Origin of the sequence: Streptosporangium sp. NPDC002544 (assembly GCF_040295965.1) — a bacterium.
In the GTDB taxonomy this organism is placed as follows: domain Bacteria; phylum Actinomycetota; class Actinomycetes; order Streptosporangiales; family Streptosporangiaceae; genus Streptosporangium.
The window spans coordinates 158,024-179,160 of sequence record NZ_JBEOWJ010000005.1; the positions used below are offsets into that span (position 1 = coordinate 158,024).

The 21,137-nt window shown below is 70.4% G+C and carries 16 protein-coding genes; 4 read left to right on the plus strand and 12 right to left on the minus strand.

What is annotated here, in order from left to right; translation table 11 throughout:
- Positions 1–107 precede the first annotated feature (107 nt).
- The 4 genes from ABT061_RS09410 to ABT061_RS09425 form a co-directional block, all read right to left on the minus strand.
- Positions 108–1,313, minus strand: coding sequence for a copper amine oxidase (locus ABT061_RS09410; protein WP_350914494.1), 1,206 nt, complete (start codon positions 1,311–1,313; stop codon positions 108–110).
- A gap of 3 nt (positions 1,314–1,316) precedes the next feature.
- Positions 1,317–1,991, minus strand: coding sequence for a hypothetical protein (locus ABT061_RS09415; RefSeq protein ID WP_350914496.1), 675 nt, complete (start codon positions 1,989–1,991; stop codon positions 1,317–1,319).
- 230 nt (positions 1,992–2,221) lie between these two features.
- Positions 2,222–3,100, minus strand: coding sequence for an alpha/beta hydrolase (locus tag ABT061_RS09420; protein ID WP_350914498.1), 879 nt, complete (start codon positions 3,098–3,100; stop codon positions 2,222–2,224).
- Positions 3,101–3,103: 3 nt separating this feature from the next.
- Positions 3,104–5,842, minus strand: coding sequence for a helix-turn-helix transcriptional regulator (locus tag ABT061_RS09425; protein WP_350914500.1), 2,739 nt, complete (start codon positions 5,840–5,842; stop codon positions 3,104–3,106).
- A gap of 550 nt (positions 5,843–6,392) precedes the next feature.
- On the opposite strand from ABT061_RS09425, the gene ABT061_RS09430 reads away from it, so the two are divergent.
- Positions 6,393–8,843, plus strand: coding sequence for a M14 family zinc carboxypeptidase (locus ABT061_RS09430; RefSeq protein WP_350914502.1), 2,451 nt, complete (start codon positions 6,393–6,395; stop codon positions 8,841–8,843).
- A gap of 251 nt (positions 8,844–9,094) precedes the next feature.
- On the plus strand, positions 9,095–9,403 hold the full coding sequence (locus ABT061_RS09435) for a GNAT family N-acetyltransferase (RefSeq protein ID WP_350914504.1): 309 nt from the start codon (positions 9,095–9,097) through the stop codon (positions 9,401–9,403).
- 57 nt (positions 9,404–9,460) lie between these two features.
- On the opposite strand, the gene ABT061_RS09440 is transcribed toward ABT061_RS09435, so the two are convergent.
- Positions 9,461–9,961, minus strand: a complete 501-nt coding sequence (locus ABT061_RS09440; RefSeq protein ID WP_350914506.1) for a GNAT family N-acetyltransferase — start codon at positions 9,959–9,961, stop codon at positions 9,461–9,463.
- Positions 9,962–10,170: 209 nt separating this feature from the next.
- On the opposite strand from ABT061_RS09440, the gene ABT061_RS09445 reads away from it, so the two are divergent.
- A complete protein-coding gene (locus tag ABT061_RS09445) occupies positions 10,171–10,545 on the plus strand; it encodes a hypothetical protein (RefSeq protein ID WP_350914508.1) in 375 nt (124 codons plus the stop codon).
- Positions 10,546–10,865: 320 nt separating this feature from the next.
- Positions 10,866–11,201 carry a TraR/DksA family transcriptional regulator gene (locus tag ABT061_RS09450; protein ID WP_350914510.1) on the plus strand — a complete coding sequence of 112 codons (336 nt, stop codon included), beginning with the start codon at positions 10,866–10,868 and terminating at the stop codon, positions 11,199–11,201.
- 244 nt (positions 11,202–11,445) lie between these two features.
- Here the strand turns inward: ABT061_RS09450 and ABT061_RS09455 are convergent, their stop codons facing one another.
- The 7 genes from ABT061_RS09455 to ABT061_RS09485 all read right to left on the minus strand — a co-directional run bounded on the left by ABT061_RS09455 (position 11,446) and on the right by ABT061_RS09485 (position 21,116).
- Positions 11,446–12,873, minus strand: coding sequence for a purine-cytosine permease family protein (locus ABT061_RS09455; protein WP_350914513.1), 1,428 nt, complete (start codon positions 12,871–12,873; stop codon positions 11,446–11,448).
- 193 nt (positions 12,874–13,066) lie between these two features.
- The gene (locus ABT061_RS09460) at positions 13,067–13,897 is read right to left on the minus strand and encodes a DODA-type extradiol aromatic ring-opening family dioxygenase (protein WP_350914516.1); all 831 of its coding nucleotides are present in this window, start codon (positions 13,895–13,897) and stop codon (positions 13,067–13,069) included.
- Complete coding sequence (locus ABT061_RS09465) at positions 13,897–14,889, minus strand: DODA-type extradiol aromatic ring-opening family dioxygenase (RefSeq protein WP_350914518.1); 993 nt, start codon at positions 14,887–14,889, stop codon at positions 13,897–13,899. The genes ABT061_RS09460 and ABT061_RS09465 overlap by 1 nt, the downstream gene beginning before the upstream one ends.
- A gap of 116 nt (positions 14,890–15,005) precedes the next feature.
- Positions 15,006–15,746 carry an IclR family transcriptional regulator gene (locus ABT061_RS09470; protein WP_350914519.1) on the minus strand — a complete coding sequence of 247 codons (741 nt, stop codon included), beginning with the start codon at positions 15,744–15,746 and terminating at the stop codon, positions 15,006–15,008.
- Positions 15,747–15,839: 93 nt separating this feature from the next.
- Positions 15,840–17,954: a hydantoinase/oxoprolinase family protein gene (locus ABT061_RS09475; protein ID WP_350914521.1), complete on the minus strand. Its 2,115-nt coding sequence runs from the start codon at positions 17,952–17,954 to the stop codon at positions 15,840–15,842.
- Positions 17,951–19,726 carry a hydantoinase B/oxoprolinase family protein gene (locus tag ABT061_RS09480; RefSeq protein WP_350914522.1) on the minus strand — a complete coding sequence of 592 codons (1,776 nt, stop codon included), beginning with the start codon at positions 19,724–19,726 and terminating at the stop codon, positions 17,951–17,953. The genes ABT061_RS09475 and ABT061_RS09480 overlap by 4 nt, the downstream gene beginning before the upstream one ends.
- Positions 19,727–19,748: 22 nt before the next feature.
- On the minus strand, positions 19,749–21,116 hold the full coding sequence (locus ABT061_RS09485; RefSeq protein WP_350914524.1) for a M24 family metallopeptidase: 1,368 nt from the start codon (positions 21,114–21,116) through the stop codon (positions 19,749–19,751).
- Positions 21,117–21,137 lie beyond the last annotated feature (21 nt).

Genomic DNA, 21,137 nt, shown 5'->3' on the forward strand with positions numbered 1-21,137 from the left:
GAGAAAAGTGACGATTGTCGGTTATGTGGGGCATACCGGAACGCTCTCCACCGGCGGTGCCGGGCACCCGGGCCGGGCGAGGCGTCCGGCACGGATGCCCGGCGGCGTCAGTACGGGTTCTTGGCGGTGACGTCGCGGGGGGTGATGCGGAAGCCCTGCCAGTGGCTCGGCATGGGGTCGGCGTCCTCGTCGCGAGGGACGTGGTGGTAGCCGACGTTGACCCACAGGACCGGGTCGGTCAGCCGCTCGCCGTTGGTGTAGCGGTCGACGGACCTGGCGCACTGGGGAGTCGGGTTGACGCTCGCCAGACGCTCGCAGGAGCGGTAGTCGGTGACGTAGAGATCGGCCCGGGTGAAGGCCTCGTCGGCGGGACCCCGGTACTGGGCGCTGTCGGAGTTGTTGATCTCCCAGGAGACGCGGTGCCCGTCGGCGTTGCGCACCTTGCGGTCCACCACCCGCCACCAGCGCATCGGCCTGCTGACGGCCTTGGCCTCCGTGCTGAACGTCGTCCGCTCGAGCCGCCGGTTCGCGGTGCCCGAGCCGCTGAAGTCGTACTGCTCCACGACGTCGTCGGCCCGGCCCGCCACGTCGAAGTCCAGGCGCCAGAAGATGTTGTGCGTGTGGCTCGCCTCGAACTTGTCGTCGCCCACCCCGATGGGCCAGCCGTGCTCCGGCGTGGTGGTGAATCCGGCGAGTGACCCGGTGGCCCCCACCCGCGGGGTGATCGCGCCGTCGTCGGAGAAGGCCCATTCGGCCAGGTAGGTGTACCAGCCGACCTGGAAGGCGGCGAACACCACCAGGTCACGCCCCTGGGCCGTCAGGTTCGGCTGGTCGGGGACCGACTTCAGGTACGCGTGGCCGCGGGCCCTGGTCGTCACGCAGACGAACTGCTCGCGACGCTCGCCGAGCGGGCAGTCGGCCGCCCGGAGCGGGATGGCGGTGTAGCCCAGCGACCCGATGTCGTGGTAGCGCGGCCGGCCCCTGTCGTAGGGCACGTGGATCTGGGCCAGCGAGGTGCTGCGCAGCACGGCGATCGCCCGCTGGTTCCTCGGCGTGTAGACGACCCTGGTCAGGGTCAGCCCCTCGACGTTGCGCATCTCCCAGCAGAGCTGCCAGCGCGCCCCGTTGGGCAGGGTCTTGTCGATCCGGTACGGCGCGTTACACGGTGCCGTCGCGGGCTGCGCGGCGGTCGTCTCCGCCGGAGCGCCGGACGACGCGCCGGGCGAGGGGAGCGGCGGTATCGGTGCGGCCGCCTGTGGGGCGGTGAGGGTTCCGGCGAGCAGGGCGCAGGAGAGGGCGAAACGGAGGAACACTGATTACCACTCCAGGGTGTGGATCTTCTTGGCGGACAGGTCGACGACGAGTCGGCTGGTGTCCAGCCAGGTGCCGTCGGGCAGCCGGACGAACAGCCGCAGGCACCGGTGGACCTCGCACCGCCTGGCCGGTCCCTTCTCGCCGGACGGGGTGAAGATCAGCCCGCGCAGCCCCAGGTCCGCCGCCGACCCCAGCCGCCCGCCCCCCGCCCTGGCGTACGCCTCGCGCGCGACCTTGCCGTATCCCGGGTGGGCCAGCAGGAGCCCGGCGGCCGTCGTCTCCTCCTCCTTCGACGGCGGCGGCTGCACCCCCTGAGCCACCGTCTCCCGCACGACGGTGCCCCGGCCGAGGTCGACGGTCCGCACGATGAGCCGGTCACTGCCGTAGTCGTAGAGATACGCGTCCGCACGGCGGCGGTCCGAGGTGTCCTTGTCGTCGTCGCGCTCCACGTAGAGCAGCTTGATCCGCCCCGCGGCCAGGTGCGATCTGGAGCCCGCCGACGCGATCGTGGTGGCCTGGGCGACCTCCTGACCGGTCAGTGGATCCTCCCGCGCGGGCATCTGCGGGGCGGACCTCGCCGCCTGCGACCCCTGCTCGCCGGAGACGAACAGCAGCGCACCGGCGACGACGGCCACCCCCGCCCCCGCGATCGCCGTCACGATCAACCTTCGCCCCATGAGTGCCCTCTTTACTCACCGTTGACTTTTCATTGCGAAGGGTAGCGATCGGGGAGGGAGGTGGCGGGTCTAAAGGCGTATTGCGTTTTTGGTGGGTGTTACTGAGGTTTGTGGAACTTGATGGCCTTCTTGGGGGCCCAGCTGCCGTCCGTGCCGCATCCGGGGGGCGGCCCGGTGCTTCGATGCCCTTGCTCTGCGTCGAACAGTTCGTCGTCGATCAGGAACGTGCGTCACTCTGCTGTGTGCGCGAGGATGGCGGCGGCCAGTTCCTCGTGCGCCTCGGGCGGCAGTGTGTGCCCCATGCCCGCCACGATCGTCAGCCGCGCCCCCGGGATCCGCTCGGCGATGATCGCGCCGTGACCCGGTTTGACCGGCTCGTGGCTGCCCTCGATGACCAGGGTGGGTGCCTTCACCTGGTGTAGCACGCCCACCGGCTCGAAATCGGGGTTGGCCGCCGCGGCCAGCCGGTGATTGGCCACCGCTGACAGGTCGCGGGCCCGCTCATGGATCCGCTCCTGCAGCCGGCGCGCCGCGTCCTCGTCGAAAGACAGCCCGGTGCCGTGCAGCACGCGCTGCTCAGCGATCATGCCGTCGATCAGCGCGCGCCGGTCCTGCGGCGGCGGGGCGGCCATCAGCGCGCGGTAGAAGGCCACGAACTCCGGCGTCGGCTCGGGCAGGCTCCCCTCGGGCTGTGGCTGCCCCGTCAGGGCCCGCAGGAGCACCTGGCCCTCGCCGCCGCCGAGCGGCGAGGAGGCGATGACGGTCAGCGAGCGCACCCGCTCCGGCCGTTCCACGGCGATGAACTGGCCGAGCAGCCCGCCCGCCGAGTGGCCGACCAGGTGCGCGCCGTCCAATCCGTGGGCGTCCATCACACGGTAGACGTCGTTCTTGATGTCGTCCCACGTGTACGGCTCGGTCGCGAAGTCGACGGTGCCCGACATGCCGGTGTCACGGTGGTCGTACCGGATCACCCGGCGGCCTCCGGCGGTCAGGCGGCCGACGAACTCGTCCGGCCACAGGATGCCCTGCGACATCGAACCCATGATCAACAGGATCGGCGCGTCCGTCTCGGCGCCGAACTCCTCACTCCAGATGGTCACGTTTTGCATGCCTCAGAGCATGTCGTCTCCGGCTACGGGCGCCTTCTGTAGAACTACTAGCCGCGCCAGATCCGTACGGGAGCCGATGCCCAGCTTCGGATAGATCTTGTACAGGTGGTACTCGACCGTGCGCGGGCTCAGGAAGAGCCGGGCGGCGATCTGCTTGCTCGACAACCCGTCGGCGACCAGGCCCGCGATGCGCAGCTCCTGCGGGGTCAGCGCGTCGAGCACGGCCGCCGGCGGGGCCTGCCCGCTCTCTCCCGCCGCCCGCAACTCCTCCAGCGCGCGCCGCGCCCACGGCCGGGCACCCGCCTGCTCGAACGTCTCCCACGCCGTCCGCAGATGCGCCCGCGCCTCGCCCGGCCGCTGCGCGCGGCGCAGACGCTCGCCCAGCAGCAGGGCCGTCCTGGCCGCCTCGAACGGGTTGGTGTGCAGCCGCAGCGCCTCGCCGAAGGCGTCCTCGGAGGAGGCGGCCAGGCCCCGGCAGCGAGCCAGCAGCGCGCGCGATTCGGGCGTCGCGGCGTGCGCCGACCACTGCTCGTACGCCTCCAGCGCCGCCCGCGCGCCCGCCTCGTCGCCCGCGCGCACGGCGGCCTCGACGCGGTCCGGCGCCATCCGCCACACCACGGTCGGATGCCCGGCCCCCGGTCGCGCCGCGGCGATGGCCGTGAAACGGTCGTGCGCCGCCGCGTAGCGGTCCAGGCACAGGTCGAGCATCGCCAGCGCGTACGCCGCAACGCCCGCGCGCAATCCCACCCGGTGCGGGATGGCGATGGCCAGCGCCTCGCGGGCCTGCCGCTCGCAGGGCTCCTCCTCACCCCGCAGCGCCGCCAGCACCGCCAGGTTGGCCAGGTGCGCGGCCACCGTGTTCTCGTACCCGGCCTCCCGGGCCAGCGCCAGGCCCTCCTCGGAGACGGCCTGGCTGCGCGCCAGCCGACCGCCGATACGCTCTGCGGTCGCCACGAACTCCAGCACGACGGGCAGCTGTCCGGTCATCCCCGACACCCTGGCCACTCGCCCGGCCCGCTCGGCCATCTCGGTCGCCAGATCCGACTCGCCCAGAGCGCTGGCCGCGGCCGTCGCCCACAGGTACCCCGCCGCGTCCTCCAGCTCGCCGGCTCGCACCAGTGCCCGCCGCAGCAGGCCCGGCCCGGCGGCGTCGCCGTCCAGAGTCAGGCCGATCCCGGCCACCGTGTCCCGCAAGAACCCTTCGGGGTGCGCCGCCGCCCGTCGGCCGAGCTCGACGATGGCCGCCGTGTCACCGACGTACGAGGCCGCCTCCACGGCATCGGCCAGCATGTCCAAGCTGTCACCCGCCGCCAGGATCCGTATGGCCTCGGCGGCGTTGCCCGAGTTCAGCTCGAACCGGCCCCGGAGCTGGGCGATCTCCATGGCGAGGGTGGCGTCCCCGTCGGCCCGTTCGCGCGCCTCGGCCAGCAGCGACTCCGCCTGTCCCGGGCGGCCGCCGAGCCAGGCCGCGACGGCGGCGTCCTTCAGGCGGACGGCACGGGCGCGCGGCTCGGGGGTCAGCTCGGCGGCCCTGGCCAGGGCCGTGGCGGCGGCGCCGTACCCGCCACGGTCACGCGCCCGCTCCGCGGCGGCCACCAGCGCAGCGGCGACCTGCTCGTCCTGACCCAGGGCGGCTCCGGCCAGGTGCCAGGCGCGGCGGTCATCCGCGGTCAGCTCCGCCAGAACGGCGTGCACGCGGCGGACGTCGGCGGCACCGGCCGCCTCGTGCACCGCGGATCGGATGAGCGGATGACCGAAACGCACGCTCGTGCCCGACACCTCGGCCAGCCCGCTCTCCTCCAGCTCGGCCAACGCCACCCGCCCGGCCCCGACCTCCGTCCCCGGCCCGGATGAGGCCGATCGGGCCGCGTTCGCGCCAGGCCGTACCGGTTGCTCGGCGAACAGCCGCTCAGTGGCGCGCAGGACCAGGTCGAGGTCGGCCTCTACGGCGGCGACCAAGGCGACCAGCCGGGCAGAGGCCGACAACCCGCTCACCCGATCGCCGAAGAGCCGGGCGCCAACGGGCAGTGGGTCGGGCAGCGGTTCGCGCCCGGCGAGCTGCGCGGGCGTCAGGCGGGCGGCGATCTCACCCAGGGCGAGCGGGTTCGCGCCGGTCAGCGTGACGAGCTCCCGTTTCACCTGGGCGGGCAGCACACCGTGGCGGGACTCCAGCAACTCGGCCGCGGCGGACTCGGCCAGACCGCGCACGTCCACCGTCAGCGGCACGCCCTTGACAGGAGCCTCCCCGCGTACGGCGAACAACATCGCGATCCGCTCCGTCCCCAACCGCCTGGCGGCGAACAGCAGCGCATCGGCCGAGGCCCGGTCGACCCACTGGAAGTCGTCGACCACGCACATCAGCCCGTCCGGCGCGGCCGCCTCGGCCAACAGCGAGAGCACACCGGCCCCCACCAGGAACCGATCGCCGAGACTGCCCGCGGCAAGCCCCAGGACCGCGCGCACGGCATCGCGCTGCGGCTCGGGCAGTGCGTCGAGCGAACCGGCCACCGGCCACAGCACCTGGTGCAGCGCCGCGAACGCGAGGTCGGACTCGGACTCAACGCCGGTGGCCCGCAACACCCGCATCGCACCACCGCGCGCGGCCGCCGCGTCGAGCAAGGCGGTCTTGCCCGCGCCTGCCTCGCCCCGCAACACCACCGCGCCGCCGAAACCGTCGCGAGCCCGCGCGATCACCTCGTCGAGTGCGCTGATTTCCGCAGATCTGCCGTAAAGCACAAGCACCCACTGTAGGAGGCCTTCACCCTGCCTCGTCCCGCGCAGAGCCGCTTCTCACAAACACTCGATTCCGAGAGAAGATCACCAAAACGCCGCACGGGACGGCCGACAGCCTCGAATCCCTCCCATGACTCGTTCTCACTCAAGTCCTCGGCCGAGGTTGTTTTGAGAAATGTTTGTGAGAGGGTTCGGGGCAGGGTCAACGCCCCCAAGCGCCTCGCCGGCAGGCTCCGGCCGACGGTGGGGCCGACGAAGGGGGTCGCCGATCACGACATATGTGCACTAAGGGCTACAAATCGCCCAAACGGTCATCAATTACGCGATGTACTTACTTGACAGGCTATTGATCTTTGCTATATACCACAGTCTCGGGGTGAATGGCGCGAGTCATATATAACCTTCATGTGAATATTTGCTTACAGAATTTAAGTACGCCTGATATGCCCTTTTGGGGCCTTGACGAATATTCGGCCTCTGGCGAGGATTCTTGCCAATTGCGCACTTCATTCCAGAATGACCAACTACCTGGGGTGTGCGCGAACTGGAGGAATTTTTCATGAGGAGCCCCCTCAACGGGAGGAGAGTCGGTCGCGCCGCGGTCGTGCTCGCCCTGCCCCTTGCCCTCAGCCTCAGCGCGATGCCTGTGCTGGCCGATCCGGCGCCGCAGGCCAGTGAGGTCGCCCCCGACCGGCAGTCCAGCACAGAGCAGAACGGCGTGGCGCTGCTGCGCGTCATCGTTCCCGACCAGGAGTCCATCGACCGGCTCAACAACATGGGCGTCGACCTCGCGGAGTACCGCAGGCCCGTCGACGAGGGTCTGGAGGTGCACGCCGTACTGAGCCCGGAGGAGGCTCAGGAACTGCGCGTCCTCGGCTTCGACGTGCGCGATGCCATCTCCGACCAGACCGATGTGGCCGAGAACAGGGCCGCACGGCAGGAGGCGCTCACCAAGGCGGCGCAGGCGGAGGCGGCGGACGTCGACACGCTGACCCCGCTCCGCGCCGAGTGGTTCACCAGCCTCGACAACGAGCCCTTCCTCTCGGTGGAGGTCAAGTCGAGCGCCACCGACGCGCAGACCGTGCTCACCGCCACCTGGGACAGCGGCAAGGGGACGGCCCCCGACTCGGGCGGCACCGCGACGATGTCGCGCTTCACCGACGCCGGCCAGTACATGTACCACCGGTTCAGCTCGCCGCTGGCCCTCACCGCGGTTCCCACCCAGGTCACCATCACCAGCAGCCGGGGCGGCTCGGTCACGGTCCCGGTGACCAAGTGGCTGGGCGAGAAGCGCAAGTCGCCGAGCAAGCACTACGTCGCGGACTTCGTCGACCGCTACATGGACCCCACCGAGCTCACCAACCGGATCACCGCCCTGGCCGCGGAGTTCCCGAAGATCAGCCAGATCGTCGACCTGCCCAACAAGACGAACGGCTACCGCCGGCAGGCGCAGGCCCAGTTCGGCACCGTCGCGGCGAGCACGCTCTACGTGACCTCCAAGGCGTACGGGCACGAGGGCGGCAACGACCTCAGTGTCGCGCTGGTGAAGCCGGACGCCGCCTCGGCCGCGCTGAGCGTCTCGGTGAGCGGCAAGGACGTCGTGGTCAACCTCGGCACCGACGCGTCCGGTGCCATCAACAGCACCGCCGCCCAGGTGGTCACCGCGCTCAACGGCAACGCCGCGGCGTCGGCGCTGCTGACCGCCGCCACCTACCGGGGCAACGCCGGTGCCGGTCTCGTCGCCGCCGCCGCGGCGACGAAGCTGACCGACAACCTCAAGGCGCCGGCCACCGTCTCGCGCGACCCGTTCCAGACGAAGGTGCTGCGCATCGGCAAGCAGCGCGACGGTTCGAAGACCGGTGTGTTCCTCTACTGCCAGGAGCACGCCCGCGAATGGGTGACCCCGCTGGTCTGCCTGGAGACCGCCGAGCGGCTGCTGCGCAACTACGCCCGTGACGGGCAGACCAAGAAGCTGGTCGACGACCTCGACATCTTCATCATGCCCACGTCCAACCCCGACGGCGGGCACTACAGCATGTACGACTACAACATGCAGCGCCGCAACATGTTCAACCACTGTGACGCGACCAACGGCGACCCGGCCCGGCGCAACTCCTGGGGCGTGGACCTGAACCGCAACTTCTCGGTCGGGTCGGTGTTCGACGGCTACAGTGGCGCCTCGACGGTCTGCACCAGCGACACCTTCGCGGGCCCGGCCGAGCTGTCCGAGCCTGAGGCGCGCAACCAGGTCTGGCTCACCAACCAGTACCCGAACATCAAGTTCGCGATGAACACGCACTCCTACGGCGGCTACTTCATGTGGCCTCCGGGCGCCTACAAGGCCGCCGGGCGCGAGCTGCTGCCGCGGGTCGACTTCGGTACGGAGAACTTCTTCTGGAAGGCCTCCGACCACATCCTGTCCGCGGTCCAGTCCTGGCGCGGTACGGCGATCTGGCCGGGTCGCACCGGTCCGGTGACGGACGTGCTGTACTCCGCGGCCGGTAACAGCGCCGACGAGCACTGGTACAACCGGGGCATCATCGGCTGGGACTTCGAGGTCGGCGCGGACGTCTACAACCCGGAGACCAAGCGCTTCCAGGCGGTCGGCTTCCAGCCGCCGTTCGAGGAGGGCCACGAGGAGGCGATGGAGTTCGCCGCCGGTCAGATCGGCATCCTGGAGGTCGCCAGGTCCTTCTCCGACGACAACAAGCAGCCGAAGTCGGAGCTGAGCGTGACGGGGCAGACCAGCACCTCGGCCACGTTCACCTTCAAGACCGACGAGCCCGCCAACGTGTACTACACGGTGGACGGCAGCCGCCCGACGCTGAACTCCACCAAGCTCGCCGCCGCGGGAATGCGTGAGAGCGCGCAGCAGATCACGATCGACAGGACCACCGAGGTGCACTGGTTCGCCGTGGACATCGCCGGCAACGTCGAGAACAACTACAAGCCCGACGGCAAGGGCAACAACTTCCGCAAGGAGAAGGTGAAGGTCCACGACGCCCGCTGACCCCGCCTGACGTTCGCACGGCCGCCGGTCCACCGACCGGCGGCCGTCGTTCGGCCGCACCACCGGCCCGGCGACCTGACCGGTTGCCGGGCGGACGGGAAGGCGGGGCGATAAACATGGGACACGGTCGGCTACATTCGTCCGTACCAGTCCTTCGGGCTGCCCCAGCTGACATCTCACCGATCGCGGAGGACTCCGCCCGGCAGTGCCGGGCCGGGAAGGTCGAACGCGATCGAAGCCGAGGAGGACATATGACGGTCAAGGTCACCGACGCGCCCGAGGCACGCCGCTACGAGGCGCGGTTGGAAGGCGGGTCCGAGGTCGTGGGGTTCGCGGAGTACATCCGCACGCCGGATCTGATCGCGTTCGTGCACACCGAGGTCGGCCCGGTCCACGAGGGCAAGGGAATCGGCTCCGCGCTGGTTCGCGTCTCTCTGGACGCGGCGCGGGAGTCGGGGCTGAGCGTGCTGGCCACCTGCCCCTTCTACCTGGCCTGGATCAGCCGCCACCCCGAGTACGCCGATCTCCTCTACCAGAACCGCAGCCGGGTCAGCGACTGAACGGACGGAGCGGCGAACCCCGTCCGGTGCCGGATTCTCGCCGCCCCGATCCCGCTCTCACGATCCTCCAGGGTATGGCGGCAGGAGATCCCACTCCCGCCAGGAGATCTCCCTGCCGGGCCAGCGGACCGAGGCGTACGGCCACGCCTCGCGCAACCAGGCGCGGACCACCGGCTCCAGCTCCTCCTCCAGGCCGGTGCCCTCCTCGTCGGCCCGTACCCAGAACGACACGTCGGCGTCGGCCCCCTGCCTTTCCGGGGGATCGACGTAGACGCACCCGAGCAGGCGGGAGCCGTCGGGGCTCATCACCGCGTAGTTGAACGACCTGCGCAGCAGCGCCTCCTTCTGGTGCCAGGCCAGATCGATCAGGTTGTCCTCCAGTGTCATGTCGTCGAGCGGCCAGCCGCCCCACAGCGGGAAGCGCTCCCGCAGCCGGGCGGCGCTGCTCATCACGGCGTCGAAGTCACGCACCGCGTCGTGCACCGTGATGGGCCGGATGCGGAACCGTTCATGCTCCACACCTGCGGGAATCTCATGGGTTCTTGGTAGGAACGACATACGGAACAGCCTGACGCGCCCGCCTTGGCAGCTGCTGAACTACCGCTTGCCGGGGCCGGGTTCCGGCAGATCCTCCTGGCCGGACCGGGCGGAGGGGCCGGTTCCACCGCTCGTCCGCGCCGATACGCCGGCGGGTCCGGGATCGGCGAGTCCAGGGGCACCGGACTGGGCGTGTGCCTGTTTTCGCTGGTTGGGCTATGGTCGGCAGCATGGCGACCTCGTGGCGAACCCCACGTGAGTCCACCGCCCTGTCCGTGGCGGTGGGCTTGGTTCTGGCCGCCCTGCTGCTCGCCGCCCTGGCTCCGGCCTCGTACGGCGGCGGCCCCGTCCAGCGGTCCGCCGGAGCGATCGGCGACGTCTGGGAGCCCGGGAACTGGCTCGAACAGTCGTCGACCATGCCGCGAGCATCCGCCGGCGCCTTCGAGCACCTGCCGGCCCTCCGGCGGCTGCACCAGCGCTCCGCCTCCGATCTGGCGAACCTGTTACCGCTCCTGTCCCCCGCGTGGCGGGATCCGGACATGGTGCGCAGCCCCCAGCTGGCCACTCACCGGACCTCGGGCTCACGCAGCCCGCCCCTGATCTAGCCGATCCATTCCCCTTCACCACCTGTCGGGCCACGCGCTCGACCGGCGGGTGGCGTACGCGCGCCGGTGTTCACCGAACACCCGGGTGCGCGCTCTGCCGTCCGCCGTGTCCGCGTGTCACCGGACAGAGTCGTGGAACGGCCGCGGCTCTGTGCACACCCCCGCTCCGGCCGATACCCCGCAGGTTCCATCGGGCCGTACTCCGGCCCGTTTCACGCCATGCCCGCGAGGCCTCGACCAGGCCCCGCCGGGCGAACTCGATGACGAGCGCGGCCACGTGCGCCGCTTGGCGTTCTCAGCTTTGGAAAGGACTTCCGATCATGTCAGTCAACAGTGAGGGCACCCGTCTCAGCAGCGTGCAGGCCCGGATCATCCGTGAGGAACTGGACGAGCAGCTCCTGTGGCGTACCACCCGGGTGAACGAGCTCGAAGCCTCGGTGGAGGACGGGGAGGTCGCGTCCCGGCAGGACGAGCTCGTCGCCCTCGCCGCTGCGGGCCGCGACCTCGCGGAGACCAGACGGGCCCTGGAGAGCCTTGACGCCGGGACCTACGGCCGGTGCGCCGGCTGCAACGCGGACATTCCCTTCGAGAGGCTGAAGATCCGTCCGCTCGCCCGGTACTGCATCGCCTGCCAGCGGCGCCACGAGGCCCGCTGACCCCCGGCGGCCCCGCCCGATGTCCGCCACCGGACAGGGCGGGGCCGCCACACCGGCTGGGAGGGCAGGCCGGTGCGGCGGCGGAAAGAGGAAGGCGCCCGGTTCTCGGGCGCCCTTCGCTCGCGTCCGGACGGGCGGGATCACCACCCTGCCGGCCGGTGGATCAGCCGGGCGTCAGGTTCACCGGGAACCGGCCCAAAAGGAAAAGGGCGCCCGGTTCTCGGGCGCCCTTCGGAGGGGGAGGTCAGTGTGCGACCGCTTCCGCGTCCTCGATCTCGCGCAGTGCGGCCGTCGCCTTCACGTACGACGTACCGGTGCCCGGCCGCAGCACGGTGCGGCGCAGCGCGAGGTAGATCGCCGGGGTGAGGACGAGGGTCACCAGGAAGCCGAGCTGGAAGACGCCGGTGGTGAAGAGGTAGTAGGAGACGCCGAAGCCGACCACCAGGGCGATGATGCCCGCCCAGTTGAAGCGCTCGACCAGGCCGCCGGACCGCCGGCCGCGGGTCAGCTGGAAGTCGGTGATGAGCAGCGCGGAGAGCGAGCAGGTCGCGATTCCCAGCGCGCCCAGCAACTGGCCGAGCAGGCTGAGGATGTCGCCCCACACGGCGATCAGGGCCAGCGCGTTGGCGACGAGCACCATGAGGATGCGGCTGGGGGCGCGGCCGATCAGGGCGTCGACCAGGTTGGTGAGGGAGAGCGAGCTGGTGTAGGCGTTGATGACCTGGGCCTTGACCTGCGCCGCGTACATGACCAGGAAGCCGAGGAAACCGGCCAGCACGACGAAGTACGCTCCAGCGTTGGTGTGCGCGAGGGACTGCACCTTCTCGGGGATGGTCGCGCCCGGCTGGGCGGCGGCCACGGCCGCGCGTCCCGGCTCCTCAAGGTAGGCGGCCACCACGGTGTCACCCGCCTGGTACAGCAGCGCGCCCAGCACCACGACCAGGAAGTTGACGATGACGGCGCCACCGATCGACATGATCCGGACGTCGCGGGAGGTCCTGGCGTAGCGGGAGAAGTCCGCGGAGGTGAGGGCGAGCGCGCCCGCCATGCCCATCATGCTGGCCAGCGTGCCCATGATCTCGGCGCTGCCGACGCCGTCCGGGCGGAAGGCCAGGACGTCGCCGGGCGACAGCGAGGACTTGTTGAAGGCGACCACGACCACCGCGACCATCAGCACCGCGGCGACGATCGTGAGCAGCAGGGAGGTCCGCTGCACGAGCTGGACGCCGAAGAGGGCGAGCGCGATCCAGACGAGCGTGAAGACGCCGTAGATGACGACGGCGTTGGCGGTGCTCGGAGACCAGCCGAGCATGAAGAGCGTGCCGTGGTAGAGCAGCGCGTTCTCCAGCGCGAGGAAGCAGATGACCATCGTCGCGAACATCAGCGACGCCAGCGCCGAGCCGGACGCTCCCAGGCCGTGGAAGCGGCTGGTGACCGTGGACGAGGTGCCGGTGCTCTGGCTGACCCGGCAGGTGAGGGTTCCGATCACGGCACCGAAGATCGCGGAGACGGCGGCCATTCCGATGGTCCACCACACCCCGACGAGGTAGCTGGCGCCGCCGCCGATGAGCAGCATGGCGAGGGTGGTGCCCACACCCGCGGTGTTGGCCAGGAGCGCCCAGCCGCTACGTCGTTGGTCGTCGGCGACCGGGTTGAGGACGTTGTCCTCCATGGTTTCGCGGATGCTGTGCGGTGACGCACTTTGAACATGGGAAGAATGCATGACGAATCCCTTAAAAGCCGTCCCACTGCCATGGAGGCGGGCTCAATGTTGCGGAAACCCAACCACACGATGTGAACTGGACATCTTGTGTTGTCCTGCTGTTCCGGACACCTTTTCCGGGGGCTCGCGAGAGGGGGCCGGATCACGGCGCCCAGTGCACCACCGCCGCCCCGGTGCCCCAGAGCGGGCCGTACGCGAGTACGTCGGCCGGGCGGTCGACCAGGCCGGTGCCCTCCAGGAAGGCGAGCGCGCGGAGCTGGCTGTCGGCCTGGGCCTCGCGGGCGTACTGCTCGCGCAGCTCCATCACCTCGTCGAGGCGGCCCTCGGCGAGGAGGCCGAGGACGCGCCGGTCCCACTGCTCGGCGGCGGACTCCAGATGGTCCTCCTCAGGCCTGATCCATCGCTGGATCAGGCCGCTGGAGAGCCCGGAGACGGCGACGAGCGCCACCCGCCGGCCGATCGCCGAGGCGGCCGCCATCGCGGCCCGGCCGAGTTCGGAGATGGCCTCGACACCGGCATAGAGGTTGCAGGAGACCTGCACGACCGGCAGCGTCCGCCCGGGGTCGAGCAGCCGTGTCGCGACGATCATCCCGGTGTCGATCGGGAAGTGCTCGTAGCCGGTGCGCCGCGCCTCCAGCCCGGCCTTCTCGATCTCCGTGGACCACTGTTCGGCCAGGTCGACGTCCGTGTGGAAGTCGTATTCCATGGTGCCGTAGTCGAAGTCGTACCAGTTCTCGTCGACCCGGGTGCCGTGCAGGCGCCGGTCGGTCTGCACCTGGTGGCCGAGCACGGTGAACCACTGCGTGGAGAGCACCACGAGCGTCTCGGCCCCGGCCGCGCGGAGCAGTTCCCCGGCGTTTCTCGTCTCGGTGGCGAGCCCGGCCCAGGCCGGTGCGGGCTCGGCCGCCAGCAACTGCGGCATGCCGGGAATCAGCACCGCGCCGGCGAACCGGTCGTTTGTCACCTTGCCCATTACCGCCGCCCCCGCATGTCCCACAGGCACACCGCGTTGCCCGTGCCGATCACCGTTCCGTAGCCGAGCACCTCGCCGAGGTTCTCCGGCCAGCCGAGAGCCGAGAGCATCCAGGTCAGGCTGCCGGCCTTGGTCTCCGACTCGGTCTGCTCGATGTGCTCGGGGATCATCTCCCGCAGCTCGTGGGTACGTCCCGCCCTGATCAGCTCAAGCAGGCGCATGTCCCACCGGTACTGGTGGTGGTTGTAGGCGTGCTCGTAGGTCATGTCCTCGGGCAGGCCCTGTTCGCGCTCCCAGTGCAGGTGCGACAGCGAGTTCGAGCCGGCCACGATGGCCCGGCGGCCGAGCCCCTCGATCGCCTTGCGGGTCGACTCCCCGAGAACCTCCATCTGGTCCAGCGAGGAGGTCGAGTAGAAGTAGGGGTTGTTGTTGGCCGACAGCGACACCACGGGGATGTCCCACTCGGGGTTGAGCAGGTGCAGCGCGGTGATCGTCGCGTAGTCGACGCGGACGCCCTCGTTGCGCATCTTCCTGGTGACCAGGCCGTCGTCACTCGCCTGGTCGGCGATGGCCTCGGCGAGCTCCACGTCGGTACGGAAGTCGTACCTGTAGCGCAGCAGGTGGGGGAAGATCGGCTCGACCGAGAAGCCCCTGGGGTTGGGCACGCAGTTGACGTGGTGTCCCACCATGGTGATCCAGTGCGGCGCGTGCAGCACGATCACGTCGGGGTTCATCTCGCGGATGCGCCTGCGCAGGTCCTCATAGGCCCAGCGCAGCACCTCCCAGCCGCCCTCCGAGCGGGGCTCGTTCTGCGGCGGGTTCTCCGCGTACAGCAGGTGTGGCGGATGGGGGGCGAGGAGCCCCGCGATGATTCCGGGACCGCCGTCATCCCGCGCGGTGTCCGCCGGGGCGGGGGCGGGAAGCCCGGGTGAACCGCCGGAACGCCGCTGCCACGTGCGGTCGCCGACCGGAACTTTGAACACACTCGACATGGCCGCACGGTAACGCCGTCAATAAGGGGAGTTCATGGCTTTTGTCCGGCTCGGCCGGACAGGATCGCCGGATCGGGCCGGTCGGCCGTGATCGTGACGGGAGACACCGGATCGGGTCAGCCGATCCGGCCCCGGGTCGCGAGGCGCTGGGAGATCTCCTGGGCCGCCGAGCGGATGGCGTTGCCCAGGGCCAGGGTGCGGCGCTCGTTCATCACCGACTTGCGCTGCGCGATGGAGACCGCGCCCACCACGCTGCCGTCGGGGTCGAGGATGCACGCCGCGACCGATCTGACCTGGGGACTCGACGTGTCCGAGATGGCGAACCCCCGCTCCCGCGCGAGCGTGAGATCGCGCAGGAGCAGGTCCAGGTCCACCCCGGGATGCAGGGTCATGATGTCGGCCACCTCAAGCGGCTCGAAGCGGGACATCGCCGCGCGCCCGCAGGCGGTGTGGTACGCGGGCACCCGGCTGCCGAACCGGTGGCGGATCAGACCCCGGTCGTGCTCGACGTGGTGCAGGTAGACGATCCAGCCCTTGGCGACGTACTGACCGAGTTGCACGCCGCCGCCGAACTGCCGGGCCAGGTCCTCCATCGTCCGGGTGGCGGCCTCGGCCAGCCCGATCCGTTCGAGGACCTGCGCGCCGAGCCAGGCCACGGCGGGGCCGAGCCGGTAGCCGCCCTCCGGCATGGCCTCGAGCATGCGGGCCTCCACCAGGGTGGAGCACAGGGCGTGGCAGGTGCTGCGGGGAATGCCGGTGCGGGCGGAGACCTCCCGGACGGTCATGATGCGGTGCTGCGGGTCGAAGGACCGCAACACCTTGGCCGCCTTGAGAACCGCCTCAACCCGCTCCGCCATGACCGATTCCCCGTCGTACTCCGTTGCCTCTGCTCTGACCTGGTGTTTCGCCTTTACGGACAGCCTAGCCGGGCGTTTCGCGACTACTCGGAGTCAGGAGGCGGGGGCCGCCTCCGTGACGATGCGCGGGCGCAGTTCCCCGGCCCGGGAGCGCAGGTACATCACGAACGAGCCGGCCAGGTCCACGACCACGTCGTACTCGTCGAGCACGACGACGGTGGTGGTGCCCAGCTCGATCACGGCCGGCCCCGACACCTCGTCGCCGGGGGCCATTCGCAGCCCGGCGTAGATGTTCGACTCCACCATCCGCCGCTGGGCGGGCGACCAGATCGGGCGGCGGCCGACCAGCGCGTCACCGGTGGAGGCGGGCATCGCCGAGCGGTTGACCGCCGGCTTCGGCGCCGAGCCCAGCGCGGTGAGCCGGACGTTGATGACCTCCACCGGCATGTCGTCGGAGCGGTAGCCGAACAGCTCGTCGTGCATGGCGTGGAACGCCTCGGCGATGGCCGCGGAATCGGCCTCCCGCACCGCCTCCGCCGGCAGCGGGACGTTGATCTCGAACCACTGCCCGGCGTAGCGCATGTCCAGCGAGGGCAGGAAGGAGACCGCGTCGTCGCCGAGCCCCTCGCCGAGCAGGGTCTGCTGACCCTCCTTCGCCATCTCGCCCCAGATGGCGGTCAGCCTGGACTCGTCCAGGTCCGCCAGCCGCAGCTTGAAGCTCTTGACGTGGTCGTGCTTGAAGTCGCAGACCAGCATGCCCGCCGCGCAGAAGATCGACGACTCCCGGGGAACGACCAGGATCGGGATCTCCAGTTCCCTGGCGATGGCCGCGGCGTGCACCGGACCGGCGCCGCCGGCGACCACGATCGGGAAGTCACGGGGGTCGAGCCCGCGCCGGACGGTGATCTCCCGGACGCCGGTGGCCATGCCCACGTTGACCAGGTCGTAGATGCCCGCGGCGGCGGCGGTGACGTCGAGCCCGAGCGGCTTGGCCACGTCCCGCTCGATCGCCTGCCTGGCGGCCTCCACGTCGAGGCCGACGCCGCCGTCGGCGAAGCCCACCGGGTCGAGGTAGCCGAGCACCACGTCGGCGTCGGTGGTCGTCGGCCGGTCACCGCCACGCCCGTAGCAGGCGGGGCCGGGAACGGCACCGGCGCTCTGCGGGCCCACCCGCAGGATGCCGCCCTCGTCCACCTGGGCGATGCTGCCGCCGCCCGCGCCGATCGTGTGGATGTCGACCATGGGAAGGGCGATCCGCCACCGGTCGATCAGGCCGTCGGTCATGACCAGCGGCCGGCCGTCCTTGACCACGGCGGCGTCGAAGCTGGTGCCGCCCATGTCCACGGTGAGGCAGCTGTCCCACCCGTGCGGGGCCACCTCCAGCAGACCCGCCGTCGGACCGGAGGCAGGTCCTGACAGCAGCGAGAGCGCGGCGCGGCGGCGCAGCTCCTGGGGGGTGGCGACCCCGCCGTTGGACTGCATGATCAGCAGCACCCCGGCGAATCCCACCTCGTTGAGGGTCTCGGTCAGCACCCGCAGGTAGTCGCTGATGATCGGACCGGCGTAGGAGTTGAGCACCGCGGTGCTGGTGCGGTCGTAGTAGCGCGCCTGGGAGAGCAGGTCGCTCGACGTCGTCACGTACGCGTCCGGCAACTCCGCGGCGATCACCTCGGCGGCCCGGCGCTCGTGCTCACCGTTGGCGTGCGAGTGCATGAAGCAGATCGCGACGGACTGGACGCCGTCCGCGCGCAGCGCCTCGGCCGCGCGCCGCACGTCCTCGACGTCCAGCGGCGTCAGCTCCTTGCCCGTGTTGTCCAGGCGGCCCTTGACCGGCAGCCGCAGGTGACGGGGGACGAGCGGCACGGGGTGCGCGAGCCGGTTGTCGTAGGCGTCCTCGCGGGTGCCGTCGCGCATCGCGAGCACGTCGCGGAAACCCTCGGTCGTCAGCAGGCCGGTCTTCGCGCCGTTCCTGGTGAGCAGGGCGTTGGTGGTGACGGTCGTGCCGTGCACGATCGTGTGGACCTGGCGGAGGAACGCGTCCAGCGACTCACCGCGCCGCTCGGCGATCTCGCGCAGTCCCTTGGTGACGGCTCGGGCGGGGTCCGCGGGGATGGAGCTGGTCTTGTGGATCAGCCGGGTTCCGTCCTCCTCCACGATCAGGAAGTCGGTGAACGTGCCACCGACGTCCACGCCGACACGGATGCTCATGAGTTCGTCTCCTTCACCGCGTTCTGCCGGAGGGCGGCCGTGCGCTCCTCGTCCACTCGCCAAAGCGCGGTGTCCACGACCACGCCGTAGTTGTCGCGCGCCCGCTCCACCGAGAGCAGCCCGTCGCGCACCTCCGCGACGACCAGCTCGGCCGGGCGCAGGAACGGGTCGCCGTACCCGGCGCCGCCCCAGCTCTGTGCCCGCACCAGCGAGCCGGGCGGGAGCTGGACCAGGTCCTTGGAACCCCAGATCCGCTCGCTGCCGTCGGGCAGCTCGACGGACATCCGGTTCAGCCCCGCGTCGTGCCCGCCGAACAGGCCCTTGGCCGGGATCGCGCCCTCGGCCTCGACGCCCTCGCCGTTGGTCACCCCCACCTCGTTCTCGCCGTAGCAGCGCCACGCCGAACGGGTGCCCAGACCTCCCCGCCACTGTCCGGCACCCGCCGAGTCGGGGAGGTACTCGTGGTACTCGAAGAAGTGCGGAGAGGTCAGCTCGAACATCTCCGGGTCGGGGGAGCGCATCTGGCCGGCCGTACCGGTGAAGCCGAGCGCGTCCCAGCCGTCGTGACCCTTCATCGCGCCGGGCCCGTTGCGCTGGAAGACCGTCAGGGTCACGAACGGGTCGCCGGTACGCGGGTCCTCGCCGTGCAGGATGGCGGAGATGAACTTCGTCCAGCCGGCCGTGACCCGGTCGGGCAGCGCGTCGGCCAGCGCGGTCATGACGCACTCGACGATCTCGTCGCACATCTGGTTGCCGAAGACCGTCGCCGCCGGGAAGCGCGGGTTGAACAGCGATCCCTCGCGGAAGACGGTGCGCACCGGGCTGAACAGGCCCTGGTTGGTCGGGACCACGACCCCGCCCGCGGCGATCAGCATGAGGAAGGCGATGCGCACCGCGCCGGCCGCCGAGGCCGGGGGCATGTTGGTGAAGCCGGGTGCCTGGTCGTCGCTGCCGGAGAAGTCGAAGGTGATCTCGTCACCCTCGATCCGGACCTCGCAGGCGATCCGGTAGCGGCGGGTGGTGTCGATCCCGTCGGAGACCATCTCGCTCTCGCCGCGGTAGACACCGTCGGGCCAGCGCTCGATCTCGGCGCGCACCTGGCGCTCGGATCCCCGCAGGATGTACTCCATGTGGTGGTCGAACACCTCGTCGCCGTAGCGGTCGAGCACCTCCACCAGGCGCCGCCTGCCGACGGTGCAGGCGCCGATCATGGACTTCACGTCTTCCATGACGAAGCTCAGCCGGATGTTGGCGGAGATGAGGTCCCAGACGTCGCGGCGCAGCCTGCCCGCCTCGTAGACCTTGACCGGCGGGATGCGCAGCGCCTCCTGCCAGACCTCCCTGGCCGCGGGGTCGTAGCCACCCGCGGTCATCCCGCCGATGTCGGCGAGGTGCCCCTTGGCCGCGGCCCAGGCCACCAGCCTGCCGTCATGAAAGATCGGCAGGTAGATGCCGGTGTCGGCGTTCTGGTTGCCGCCGGTGTAGACGTCGTTGTGCATGATGACGTCGCCTTCGGCGATGTCGTCGCCGAAGTACTCGATGATGTACTCCAGCGGCGGCTGCGCGCCGAACGCGATGATCGCCGCGAACTCCGCCTGGGCCAGGGTGCGGCCCTTGGCGTCGAAGAGCACGGTCACCAGGTCCCCGATCTCGTTGAAGATCGGTGAACGGGACGAGCGCATCAGCAGCGTCGCCATCTCCTTGGCGATGGCGTCGACCCGCCGTTGCAGGACGGACGCCAGGATCGGGTCCACCTCAGTGCCTTGAGTCATGATTCACTCCCTTGCGCACGCATCAGACGCGGTAGAGCTGGACGGGATGCTTGGAAAGAGCTCGGCACGAGCCGCCGGAGACAATGTAAGTATCGGACATATAGCCCATTGCCGCCGTTTCCTCCTCCCAGAGGGTGGGATGGATCGCGAGGACCATCCCGTCGGCGGTCTCGGTGACCGCGCCCGCGTTGCCGCTGTCCTGGACCATGTCCAGGCCGACCCACGGCTCCTCCAGAACGTCCAGGCCCATGCCGTGGCCGGACCAGTAGGACGACTTCACGCCCTCGGCCTCCACCGCGGTGATCAGCCTGCGCTGGACGTCGCTCATCGAGGTTCCGGGGCGCAGCGCCTGGCGGGCCGCCTCCATGCCGGCGCCGACCGCGCGGGCGATCCGGCTCACCGGCTCGATCGGCTCGGCGAACGTGACCATCCTGGAGAACTCCACCCAGTACCCGGCCGGGCCGACCAGCTCGTAGGAGAAGGTCAGCACGTCGTTGGCGCGCAGCTCGCGGTGGCGGGGCGCGCCGAACGTCGGAACCGGGCCCGCGGGCTCGGAGTCGACGTACATCGTCAGGAAGAGCGGATCCTCGCCGCCGAAACCGGCGGCGATCTGGTACATCTCCGCGCCGACCGCCCGCTCCGTCATGCCCGGCCTGGCGATCTCCAGCAGCCGGTCGAAGCAGCGGTCCAGGATGTAGGCGGCCTCCTGGACGGCCTGCAACTCCGCCGGGCTCTTGATCGCCCGTACCCGGTCGAACAGCTGCCCGGCGTCCTCGATCCGCGCGCCGGGAAGGGCCTGGGCCAGCGCCAGGTAGTCCTCGACCTTCATGACCTGGCCGAGGCCGACGACGCCGATCCTGGGCGCAGGCCCCCGGCCCGCCAGCACCTCCGCCAGCCCCTCACCGAGGTTGTACGGGTAGCGGTAGTCCGAGACCCAGGCGGTGTGCGGGCGGCGTCCCGAGGAGAGGTTCTGCGGGAGCACCATGATGGGCTCCTCTCCCGGGAACATCACCGCGTAGCCGTACCGGTGGGCGAGGTTGTAGTCCGCGAGGTAGCGCAGGCTGCCCTTGTGGCCCCGGTAGTCGGCGCCCGCGAACAGCAGCGCGTCGTAGCCCTCGGCCGCCATGGCCTGGTGCAACGCCTTCCAGCGGCGGTCCCGCTCACTCAGCGAGCCGGTGCCGTTCACCCGCTGGGCCGCCGCGGCCTGCGGGGTGGGCAGCACGCTCTTGCAGTCGCGCCGGGTCGCCTGGCACGAAGTGATCTTCGGTGGGGGTGCCGCCTTCGGCGGCGGCGGAGGCGGGGTGCGCCGGCCGTGCGCCGGGCTCGGCGCTGCCGATCCGGGGTGGTTACCCCTGTCTTGTCCGAGTGGCACCCGGAAGACGCTCGCCATGCGTTCTCTCTCCCTATATCT